This window comes from Corallococcus sp. CA047B (assembly GCF_003612065.1).
GTDB classification, from domain to species: Bacteria; Myxococcota; Myxococcia; order Myxococcales; family Myxococcaceae; genus Corallococcus; species Corallococcus praedator.
Window position 1 is genome coordinate 1 of record NZ_RAWD01000349.1, and the last position, 9470, is coordinate 9470.

Here is a 9470-nt window from a genome sequence, read left to right on the forward strand (position 1 = left end):
GTTGTCCCCCGACAAAACATGCCGATCCGTCCGACCGGCGGAGCGCGCGGACCCCCATCCACGCGTTCCGGCGTTCGAACCTGTGTGCGCGCTCACCGCTCCCCCGAGCAGGAACACGCTCCCCAAGGCGCGTCGCGGACCCCCATCCACGACAGCGCACCCTCCCGCCAGCCCCCGGACCCTCCCTTGTGGGGAGAAGCGTCAAGCCGGACGGATCGGCAAACCGTTGCTACAAAAAGTCAGAGCCCCCTTCGGCTCAGTGCATCGCGGACCGCTCGTCGCGACGGCCCACCGGGGCCCGCTTCGCGTGGGACGGCCGCTCGAAGTACTCCACCACCAACCCACCGAAAGGCACGCGAGGCCCATCCGCCTTCGGGTCCGCCAGCCGCTGCAGCAGCGCCACCGCGCTGTCCACGGCTTCGTCCACCGCGCTGTGGATGCGCTGGCGCTCCGCGTCGCTACCGCCCAGGACCTCCAGGGCGTCCACCAGACACCGCCGCAGCAGTGAGAACTCGTCGTGCAGGGCCCGCGCGCCACGCTCCGGCGCCAGACGCAGCACCGCGCGGGTGCGACTCCAGGGGCTGGACTCCGCGCCCTCCAGCGTCAGTCCCAGCTCGCGGACGAAGGGCTCCACCAGTCCGTCCAGCAGGCTGGGGCCCGGAACGCCCTGGCCCTCGTGCGCCGCCAGTCGCATCCGGCGCCACAGCGCCGCGATCCGCTCCGGCTGCCTGCTGAAGACCCGGGCCGCCCCCGCCTTCTTCCGTCCCCGCTCCGCCGCCATGTCCGTTGTCGTCCGCATCGCGAACGGAGACATAGCAAGTGCTTTGCCAACGCCAGACGTGCACCAACGCCCAATGAATCCAGCCCTTTGGGCGATCCCCTTGCCCTGAAGGGCAGGCGGAGGGCGTAAATCCTACGGGGCGGGTGTTGAAAGCGGGGATGCCAGGGGAAGTTCCTTCCCTCACTGGGCAGGGACGCGACCGTCAGTGGAGCGTTGGCTTGGGCGGGCGACCTGCCGGGTGCTCGGCATCCACCTCATGCTCGCCGCTGGGGGACTCCGGCTCCTCGTCCCCCGGTTCCAGAGCGTCGGAGGTCTCCGGGCTTCCAGCCCCGGACTCCAGCGCTTCCGGCGCACCCTCCATCGCCTCGGGCCGCGAGGGGGCCGGGCCCGGCGTCGGGGTGGCGCCGGGCCACTCCGGCCAGGTGAGGGCGGAAGGGGACCCAGGCTCCGTGCCATCCGCACCCACCGGGCCGGCGGCGCGGGCGGCGGCGAGCAGGCGCAGCGCGGCGTCCTCGGCGGCGTCCTCCGCGGCCAGCTCCGTCATCCGCGCGGACTTCTGCCACATCCGGCGCGCGAAGGCGGCCACGCACAGGGCGGAGGCGGCCAGCCACAACAGCGCGGAGCTGGTGGTGAGCGGCAGCCAGCCGTACCGGGCCGCGAGCCCCTCGCGCCAGTCCTGCTCCTCCAGGAGGAGCGACGTGCGGAACGCCTTGCCGAAGGCCTGTTCAAAGGGCTCCCCCGCGCGCACGCCGTCCACCAGCAGGCCCATGGCCTGGGCGCCGTGCTTTCCGGTGAGGTAGGCCACGAAGGCGGCGCTCTGGGCGTAGGCGATCTCCACGTCCGCGGGCACGTCCGGCCAGTCCTCGGACAGGTCCTCGAAGTGGAAGACGCGCTCCTGCGTCACGGCGCGGAAGAGGGCGGTGTAGTGGGCGACGGAGTAGCGCTCGTCGGTGAGGTTCTGCGCCACGCCCTCCTGGAACCAGCGCGGCCATTGCTTCGCCAGCTGTCCCAGCGCCACGTGCGCCAGCTCATGCCGCAGCGTGGTGGGGCCTTCCGTGTCACTCAGGCTCAGCGCGTCCAGGAGGATGATTTGATGGCCGGGGTAGGCGAGCGCCACCGCCCAGCCCGGGGGCTTGCCGCCGGGGAGGGCCAGGGCCTCGAACTCCTGGCGGCCCACGCCCAGGCGGATTTCGGTGGTGCCCGGCCAGTCGCGCCCGAGCATCGCGCCGAAGCCGTCCCGCACGCCTTCAATCTGTTGGGCCAGCGCCCGGGCCGCGCCCGCCGCCTTCGCGGTGTGGACGATGACGAAGCGCTTGGTGCGCACCTCCCCGGTGGCCAGCGCGGGCCGGGCGTGGGGCACGAGCGCCGTGTCGGTGACGACGGCCTCCTGGGCGTGGATTCCGCGCGGACCTTCGTCCTGTGCGAACACCCGGGGCGAGGCCAGCAGCATCATCAGGACAGCGAACAGGCGGAGCATGCGTGGCCTCACGGTCCACCAGAGATAACAGCCTCCACCGCCGCCGCATCAACCCCCTGCACCTTCAATCGCTTACGGCGCGACGTGTCACCGGCCGTGAGGGTCACCTGCCGCTTGGGCACACCCAGCTTCTTGGCGATGAATTCCAACAGGGCGGCATTCGCTTCGCCATCCACCGGCGGGGCCGCGAGCTGGATCTTCAACTGGCCATCGTGTTCGCCCACCACCTTCGTGCGGGACGCACGGGGTTGGACGAGCACCGTCAGCTCCACGCCCTCCGGCACTGTCTTGAGCCAGGGGGCGGACACGGAAGGCTAGTCGTTGGAGGTGGCCTTCTTCTGGGTCAGGAACGCGACATTGTCCTCGACGCGCGCGTAGTCGCGGTCCGCGAAGGAGGGCGCCGCGAAGGTCTCCAACAGCTTGCGGTGGGCTTCCACCACGGAGCGCACCTGGGATTCGAACTGGGTGCGCTGGCGCTTCAGCTCGTTGATGTCTTCCACCACCTGCACCAGCCGCTGGTGGGCACCGTGGACGATCTTCTCCGCCTGGTGCTCCGCGTCCGCGATGATGATCTCCGCTTCCTTCTTCGCGGCGTCCTTCAGGTCCTCGCTGATGCGCTGCGCGGTGACCATCGTCTCCTGGAGGGTGCGCTCGCGCTCCTGGTGTTGCTCGAGCTTGTGCTGCGTGCGCTTCAACTCCTCCTTGAGCGCGATGTTCTCCTTCACCACCTCCTCGAACTCGCCGGCGATGAGCTCCAGGTACGCGCTCACTTCGGGACGCGCGAAGCCGCGCATCACCGTCTCGAAGCGCTTCTGCCGGATATCGAGCGGGGTGATCTTCATGCGCGCCAGTCTAACCCATACACGCGCGCACTCCAGGAATCGGCCCCTGCCCGGAAGGGCAGGCAAGCAGGCAGGCGTGTCTCAGGGCGCCGCGGCCGCGGGGGCATCCCACTGCGCCGCCACGGAGCGCGCGGCGTTCTGCACCGCGTAGCCCACGCGGCTGTCGGCGGCCACGTCCTGCACGGAGCGCCGGGCGGTGGGGGTGCGCTGGTAGAGCAGTCCCCCCAGCGCTTGAATCTTCAGGGCATCCGGCAGGCGCGGGTGGCGCACGACGTTGCCGAGGATCTCCTCCGCGCGGCGGTGCTGGAAGAGCGCCACCGCGCGCAGCGCCGCCTGCTGGATGCGCGGGTTGGGGTCCCAGATGAACGCGGCCAGCGGGTCCAGGGCGCGCGGGTCCCCCAAGAGCGCCAGGTCCTCGATGGCGAGCGTCCGGATCTCCTCCGGCGCCGGCTCCGCGGCCCACAGCAGGCCGCGCAGGAGGGCGGTGTCGGGGGGGCTCGCGTCCGCCTGGGCCGGGGAGGGCCTGGGAGGCGCAGCCTTCTCCGGACCGGCCTTCTCCGAGGCTGGCTTCAGGGGCGCCCGGGACGGGGCCTGGGCATGCGCGACGGCGGTCAGCAGCAGGGCGGCGGCGAGGAGCGGACGCATACCCCCTGTTCTACCCGAATCCCGACACCCCGGCAGCGGGGTGGCGCACCCCCCTGGGTCGGTGACGACATTTTCTTGACGGGATCGCCGGACGTGGGAGGTTGTCGCTGCTACAGGCGTGTTGCGAAACGGAGAGCGAAGACATCATGGGTGCGGCGGTCGCGAGCTGGCAGACGCTGGAGAACGTCGAAGTGGAGTGCACCCACTGCGGCGTCATGATGACCCTTCAGCCCGGGAACCGGGTGAAGTACTACCGGTGCGGCTCCTGCCATCGCTGGGTGTCCAGCACCTACAGCGAGGTGTTCCGCGCGGACGCGAAGATGCGCACGCACCCGGTGAAGGACACCGCGGACGCGGACGCGCGCTTCGTCGAGGTGAAGGACCGCCTGGACAAGTGGCTCACCGCCGTCCAGGAGCAGTGCCCGTACCAGACGATGGGCGTGTCGCCGTTGGATCCGCCCGACGTGGTGCGCGCGCGCTTCCACGCGCTGGCCATGGAGCGGCACCCGGACCGGGGCGGCTCCGCGGAGCAGATGCGGGAGCTCAACGCGGCCTATGAGCGCATCCTCAAGCACCGTCAGCGCAAGCGGCTGGAGGCGCTGTCCTCCGGCACGTCCCCGCGCGCCGCGAGCGCGTCCGTCCTGCCCGCGCGCAACAGGTAGAACCAGAAGAGCGCTCCCAGCGACAGGCCCAGCCCCACCTTGGCCCAGGTGGGGAAGAAGGAGCCCGGGGAGATGAAGCCCTCCACCACGCCGATGCCGGCGAGGAAGGGCGCGCAGCCCACCACCAGCTTCACCGCCTCACGACCGCGCGCCTGGAGCGCCTGCGCGCGCGGCAGCTCTCCCGGGTCGATGAGCGCCTGGCCCACCATCAGGCCCGCTCCGCCCGAGATGACGATGATGGACAGCTCCACGGGCCCGTGCGCGGCGATGAAGTCCAGGAAGCCCACCGCCATGCCCTCGCGGAAGCACAGCGCGCCCACCGCGCCAATGAGCACGCCGTTGTTCACGAGCGTGAAGATGGGCCCCACGCCCAGCAGGATGCCGGAGGCGAACGCGAACAGCGTGACGGTGAGGTTGTTGGTGGCGATGCCGGAGGCCACCGCGTTGGGCGGCGCCACCGACAACAGGTCGTCCGTCCACATGCGCCCCTGGGCCACGTAGCGCCGCACGCCCTCCGGCACCAGCAGCTCCGCGCCGCGCGGCTCCAGCAGCACCACCAGCGCGCCCAGCACCAATCCCAGCACCAGCAGTCCCGCGCTCACGCCCACGAAGCGCGCTTCCCTTCTCAGCGTGGCCGGGAAGTCGCGCCGGAAGAAGTCGCGCGTGGAGGCCCAGCGCTCGCGGGGCGGCTGGTAGATGGCGCCATAGGCCTGTCCGCAGAGCTGGTTGAGGAAGCGGTGCGCGTCCGTGCCCGGGTAGAACGTCTGTGCTTGCGCCAGGTCCGCGGACGCGCGCCGGTACAGCGTGTCCAACTGGCGCAGCTCCTCCAGGTGCAGCCGGCCCGAGCGCTGGCGCGTCAGCAGCGCCTGGAGCGCGTCCCAGTCCGGACGGCGCCGGGAGACGAAGGCGGGAAGGGGCAGCGCCATGTCAGTGGGCCGCCCGCGCGCGGGTGCGCAGGAAGGCCTCCGCGGCCTCGGGGGACTCCAGCACCTTCGCGCGCTCCTCGTCCGTCAGTCCCGCGCCCACGCGGTCCACCAGCCGCGCTCCCAGGCGCTGACGCACGTCCTTCTCCAGGCCGGGCGCGCGCGACAGGAAGGCCAGCACCAGCTCCACGTCCTCCGCGCTCAAGGGGCGCTGCACGGCGGCGGGCTCGCGCGCGGCGTCGGAGACGGGGGCGGGGGCCTGGGTGTACTTGTCCAGGTCGATGGCCTCCTCGCGCACCAGCACCGTGCCCGCGAGCAGGTCCCCCAACCGGCGGTGCCGTCCGTCCAGCAGCATGGTGATGCAACCGGTGGCGTAGAGCACCGGCAGGAAGTCCACTGCACGGCACAGGTTGCGCACGGCGCTTTCGAAGAAGCCCACCGGTGAGCCATCCTCGCGCACCACGCGGATTCTCAGCGCGCGTTTGCCCGGTGTCTGTCCATGGAAGAAGACCTCCGCCAGCGTCCAGTACAGCCATTGCGTGGCGAACAGGCCCACCGCCAGCAGCGTCTGGACCAGCCCCGACAGGGCCTGGAACGCACCCAGCACGTCCGACACGAGCAGCGTGACGACGAAGTAGAGCGCCACCCAGAAGAAGAACAGCAGGCTTGCGTCCACCAGCCACGCAAGACAGCGGTAGCCGATGCCGGCCACGGGCAGGGACAGGGCCACGCGTTCGGGCGTGGCGACGTCGACATGGGGTGCGGGGGCGGAGGGAGTCATGCGCTCAGGACGCACAGCATACGCGCATCTGCGCCCAGGTCGCGTGCGCGTCGCAATGTGTTCCGCCAACACCCCGGAGCCGAAACAGCGCGCGAAACATCGGCTGGTGGACTCAAATGCATGTCCCAGAGAGGACAGCGATCACGACCTGACGGACGAGTCCCTGGATTTCGGCTCAACTCGTGCGCAATTGACAGTCCCGACAGAGCCGGTTCGCATGTGACGGCGGATGGTGTTAGGGTCTTGGTTGGCTGGAATTGCCTGAAACGAAAAAGGAGGAACGGCCCCACTGGGCCAGTTCGGCAGTCGCAAGCGCAGTCCGCAGGGCAGCACTGACAAGACCCCCGGATGGAGTTGAAGCGCGGTTCTCGCACGCTCAGCACTGGCGGAAGTTCCGCCGCGGTTCCACCGACTCCGGGGCAGGTTGAAGTCGACAGGTAGTCTGGAAAGCAATTCGCCACGACGGCTGGGGGGCCATCGCATGGCAGCGAATCAATCCGCAGTTCGCATTTCGATTCTCGAAGGACCGTGGGCGGCCTGGCAGGGCCTTTCTGACGGACTTCGGGGTGAGGGTCATTCCACTTCGGTGACGCGCGACGTGCGCGGCTTCCTGGATGGGCTTGGAACGGATCCGCCGCAGGTGGCCATTCTGGACGTGGAGAGCGATGGCGAAGCCGCCATTGGCTGCTCCGTGACGGAAGGGCTCAACCTGCTGCGCGAAGCCCGCAAGCGCAGACTGGAAGTCCGCATGCTGCTCTTGTCCGCGGTGAGCACGCCGGAGGTCATCTCCCAGTGCTTCGACGAGGGGGCCTCGGGCTACCTCTTCCGCGCGGGGCTGGGCGTCAACGCCGTCTCTTCCGCGGTCCAGTCGCTGGTGAGGGGCGAGCGCCTCTTCCCAGTGCAACTGCTGCGCAATGACTTCGAGCATCCGCCGGTGACGTCACCCACGGCGAGCGTGCTCTTGCTGCTGACGCAGCGGGAGCGCGAGGTGCTCGCGTACGTGGCGGGAGGCGCGGACAACTTGAAGATCGCCGCGCACCTGCAGATCGCCGAACGCACCGTGAAGTCACACGTCACACAGCTCTACCGCAAGCTCGGGGCGGAGAATCGCACCCAGCTTGCCCTGCGCGCCTGCCATCTGGGCGTCAGGCCTCCGCCGGACCTCTAGGCTTCACACGGAGGGACGGCCCACCCTCCCCGATGAAACGGGGAGGGAGCACGGCATCCGGACCGATGCGGCCTTCAGTTCTTGCGGGCCGCTTCTTCCATCTTCTTGCGGAGGCTCAGGGGGCGCATGTCCGTCCAGACCTCCTTGATGTACTCCAGGCACTCGGCCTTGAGGCCCTGCTTGCCGGCGTCCTTCCAGCCCAGCGCGTTCTCGCGGTCGGCCGGCCAGATGGAGTACTGCTCTTCGTGGTTCACGACGACCTTGTAGATGGTCGTGTCTTCGCGCTCGTCGCTCATGGGGTGACTCCTCCAGGGGACCCCTGTCGTCGCACACCCGGGGAAAAGCGGTCAAGGTCGGGCGCGGTCAGGCCTCACGAACCCCCCTGGGAGGGAGGGTGCGTGCCCGGTCGCCCGCCCGGGGATCCACCCGGAATCCGGGATCGTGACACCCGGGGCCGCTGGCACGGATACTCCGCCGCATGCGCTTCTTGAAGAACGGCATCGCGGGCGTCCTGCTTCTGGTTGGAGGCGCCTGGGCCGCGCTGGCCCTGGCCCTCACGGGAGCGGGGCCCGAAGGGGCCCACCCGGGCCGGGCCCTCCTCGCGGTGGCCCTGGCGGGTGTGGCGGTGGCCGCGTGGCGGTGGCGCTCACGGCGCTGGGGCGTGGCGGTGGTGCTGGCAGGCTGCGCGGCCGTGTATGGCTGGGTGCGCACCGAGCATCCCTCCAACACGCGGGACTGGGCGCCGGACCTGGCGCGGGCGCCGTGGGCCGAAATCACGGGCACGCAGGTGACGCTCCACGAGGTGCGCGACTTCCGCTACCGCAGCACCACGGACTGGGAGCCGGCCTGGTACACGGCCACCTACGACACGGACGCGCTCACGGGGGCGTCGTTCATCGTGGAGCCCTTCTCCGGGTTCTACGGCGCGGCGCACACGATGGTGTCCTTCAGCTTCCAGGACGGCCGCCACGTGGTGTTCTCCGTGGAGGTGCGGCGGGAGAAGGGGGAGACCTTCTCCGCGGTGGGCGGCCTGTTCCGCCGCTTCGAGCTGGCCTACGTCGTGGGCGACGAGCGGGACTTGATTCAACTGCGCTCCAACCACCGCCATGACGACGTGTATCTGTATCCGGTGCAGGCGTCGAAGGAGCGCGTCACCGCGTTCTTCCTGGACATGGTGCAGCGGATGAACGGCCTGCACACGGCGCCGGAGTTCTACGACACGCTCACCAGCAACTGCACCACCAACCTGGTGCGCCACTTCGAGAAGGTGGCCACGAAGGACGTGCCGTATGACCACCGCACGCTGATGCCCGCGTTCGCGGATGAGCTCGCGTACGAGCTGGGCATCATCGACACGGATGTGCCGCTGGAGCAGGTCCGCGCGCGCTACCACATCAACGCGCGCGCCCTGGCGGCGCAGGGGCAGGATGACTTCTCCCAGCGCATCCGCGCGCCCCAGGCCACCGCCACCGCCCCGGCCCCCTGACGTCAGCGGCCGGCGGGCTTCAGGTTGCTTTGGAGGTGGCGCTCGTAGTGGCCCTCCAGCGCGGTGAAGTAGCCGCGCTCCTCCCACAATTCCTGGAGGAGCCGGTCGGTGAGGGACTTCACCTCCGCGCTCTCGCCCTCGCGGTCGGGCACGCGCGGGCCCTTCTTCGGATCCAACAGGGCGCGGGTGGCCTCCGCCATCAGCAGCCGGCTGCTCCGGAAGAGCCGGCGCAGGGCCTGGTTGATGGGGCGGGCATCCACCTCCTGGCAGGCGGCGAGGATGGCGGCCTGCACCTTCCGGGGCGCGTCACCCTGGAGGGACGCCGCGTCCAGGTCGCCGCGCTCCAGGGCGTGGTGCAGCAGGTAGCCGTGGTGCAGGCACACGGAGGTGAGGTCCACGCAGTCCTTCATCCAGAGGACGAAGAAGACCTTGCGGAACACCTTGCGCACCGGGAACAGGGCCACGGCCTTGAGATAGGACATCAGCCGTCCGCCCAGGCCGCGCGCCTCGTTCGAGCCGGCCAGCAGCGCCACGGCCTTGTCCGGGGCCTTGAGGCCCTTCTCCTTGAGCTGATCTCTCACTGCCTGCTCGCGCACCTGGCGCAGGGCGTAGTCGTCCAGGAAGGGCACGGGGATGAGCGGCGTGAGCCCGGCGGCCACGGCGTGGAAGGCCACGCGGGCGAGCGAGGGCGGCACGGCGGTGGGC

At 70.2% G+C, this 9470-nt stretch carries 12 protein-coding genes; 3 read left to right on the top strand and 9 right to left on the bottom strand.

The features are described from left to right. Window positions 1-256 precede the first annotated feature (256 nt). The 5 genes from D7X74_RS35140 to D7X74_RS35160 all read right to left on the bottom strand — a co-directional run bounded on the left by D7X74_RS35140 (window position 257) and on the right by D7X74_RS35160 (window position 3745). Window positions 257-799, bottom strand: a complete 543-nt coding sequence (locus D7X74_RS35140) for a hypothetical protein (protein ID WP_199732665.1) — start codon at window positions 797-799, stop codon at window positions 257-259. A gap of 184 nt (window positions 800-983) precedes the next feature. Then, window positions 984-2258 carry a peptidase MA family metallohydrolase gene (locus tag D7X74_RS35145; protein ID WP_120537364.1) on the bottom strand — a complete coding sequence of 425 codons (1275 nt, stop codon included), beginning with the start codon at window positions 2256-2258 and terminating at the stop codon, window positions 984-986. 8 nt (window positions 2259-2266) lie between these two features. After that, complete coding sequence (locus tag D7X74_RS35150) at window positions 2267-2566, bottom strand: DUF167 domain-containing protein (RefSeq protein ID WP_120537365.1); 300 nt, start codon at window positions 2564-2566, stop codon at window positions 2267-2269. A gap of 6 nt (window positions 2567-2572) precedes the next feature. Beyond that, complete coding sequence (locus D7X74_RS35155) at window positions 2573-3100, bottom strand: DivIVA domain-containing protein (RefSeq protein WP_120537366.1); 528 nt, start codon at window positions 3098-3100, stop codon at window positions 2573-2575. An 81-nt stretch (window positions 3101-3181) separates the two neighbouring features. Further along, the gene (locus D7X74_RS35160) at window positions 3182-3745 is read right to left on the bottom strand and encodes a HEAT repeat domain-containing protein (RefSeq protein WP_120537367.1); all 564 of its coding nucleotides are present in this window, start codon (window positions 3743-3745) and stop codon (window positions 3182-3184) included. Window positions 3746-3891: 146 nt separating this feature from the next. Here D7X74_RS35160 and D7X74_RS35165 point away from each other — a divergent pair, with 146 nt between their 5' ends. Continuing rightward, window positions 3892-4407, top strand: coding sequence for a J domain-containing protein (locus tag D7X74_RS35165; protein WP_120537368.1), 516 nt, complete (start codon window positions 3892-3894; stop codon window positions 4405-4407). On the opposite strand, the gene D7X74_RS35170 is transcribed toward D7X74_RS35165, so the two are convergent. Together D7X74_RS35170 and D7X74_RS35175 are read right to left on the bottom strand one after the other, a co-directional pair. Then, window positions 4323-5333 carry a stage II sporulation protein M gene (locus tag D7X74_RS35170; RefSeq protein ID WP_120537369.1) on the bottom strand — a complete coding sequence of 337 codons (1011 nt, stop codon included), beginning with the start codon at window positions 5331-5333 and terminating at the stop codon, window positions 4323-4325. The two genes, D7X74_RS35165 and D7X74_RS35170, sit on opposite strands and share 85 nt — an antisense overlap. Before the next feature lies 1 nt (window position 5334). Next, window positions 5335-6111, bottom strand: coding sequence for an RDD family protein (locus D7X74_RS35175; protein WP_120537370.1), 777 nt, complete (start codon window positions 6109-6111; stop codon window positions 5335-5337). A 481-nt stretch (window positions 6112-6592) separates the two neighbouring features. Between D7X74_RS35175 and fruA the strand changes: the two genes are divergently transcribed. Beyond that, on the top strand, window positions 6593-7279 hold the full coding sequence (fruA, locus tag D7X74_RS35180; protein ID WP_120537371.1) for a response regulator transcription factor FruA: 687 nt from the start codon (window positions 6593-6595) through the stop codon (window positions 7277-7279). A 74-nt stretch (window positions 7280-7353) separates the two neighbouring features. On the opposite strand, the gene D7X74_RS35185 is transcribed toward fruA, so the two are convergent. Next, window positions 7354-7575, bottom strand: a complete 222-nt coding sequence (locus D7X74_RS35185; RefSeq protein WP_120537372.1) for an MbtH family protein — start codon at window positions 7573-7575, stop codon at window positions 7354-7356. Between the two features lie 182 nt (window positions 7576-7757). Here D7X74_RS35185 and D7X74_RS35190 point away from each other — a divergent pair, with 182 nt between their 5' ends. Continuing rightward, a complete protein-coding gene (locus D7X74_RS35190) occupies window positions 7758-8765 on the top strand; it encodes a DUF4105 domain-containing protein (protein WP_120537373.1) in 1008 nt (335 codons plus the stop codon). Between the two features lie 2 nt (window positions 8766-8767). On the opposite strand, the gene D7X74_RS35195 is transcribed toward D7X74_RS35190, so the two are convergent. After that, window positions 8768-9470 (bottom strand): hypothetical protein (locus D7X74_RS35195; RefSeq protein WP_370450839.1); only part of this gene is annotated, 703 nt, incomplete at its 5' end.

Excerpts from the sequence above, each read along its gene's own strand:
- D7X74_RS35140 (WP_199732665.1), bottom strand. The coding sequence starts at position 799 with ATGCGGACGACAACGGACATGGCGGCGGAGCGGGGACGGAAGAAGGCG.
- D7X74_RS35145 (WP_120537364.1), bottom strand. The coding sequence starts at position 2,258 with ATGCTCCGCCTGTTCGCTGTCCTGATGATGCTGCTGGCCTCGCCCCGG.
- D7X74_RS35165 (WP_120537368.1), top strand. The coding sequence starts at position 3,892 with ATGGGTGCGGCGGTCGCGAGCTGGCAGACGCTGGAGAACGTCGAAGTG.
- fruA (WP_120537371.1), top strand. The coding sequence starts at position 6,593 with ATGGCAGCGAATCAATCCGCAGTTCGCATTTCGATTCTCGAAGGACCG.
- D7X74_RS35155 (WP_120537366.1), bottom strand. The coding sequence starts at position 3,100 with ATGAAGATCACCCCGCTCGATATCCGGCAGAAGCGCTTCGAGACGGTG.
- D7X74_RS35175 (WP_120537370.1), bottom strand. The coding sequence starts at position 6,111 with ATGACTCCCTCCGCCCCCGCACCCCATGTCGACGTCGCCACGCCCGAA.
- D7X74_RS35190 (WP_120537373.1), top strand. The coding sequence starts at position 7,758 with ATGCGCTTCTTGAAGAACGGCATCGCGGGCGTCCTGCTTCTGGTTGGA.
- D7X74_RS35170 (WP_120537369.1), bottom strand. The coding sequence starts at position 5,333 with ATGGCGCTGCCCCTTCCCGCCTTCGTCTCCCGGCGCCGTCCGGACTGG.
- D7X74_RS35185 (WP_120537372.1), bottom strand. The coding sequence starts at position 7,575 with ATGAGCGACGAGCGCGAAGACACGACCATCTACAAGGTCGTCGTGAAC.
- D7X74_RS35160 (WP_120537367.1), bottom strand. The coding sequence starts at position 3,745 with ATGCGTCCGCTCCTCGCCGCCGCCCTGCTGCTGACCGCCGTCGCGCAT.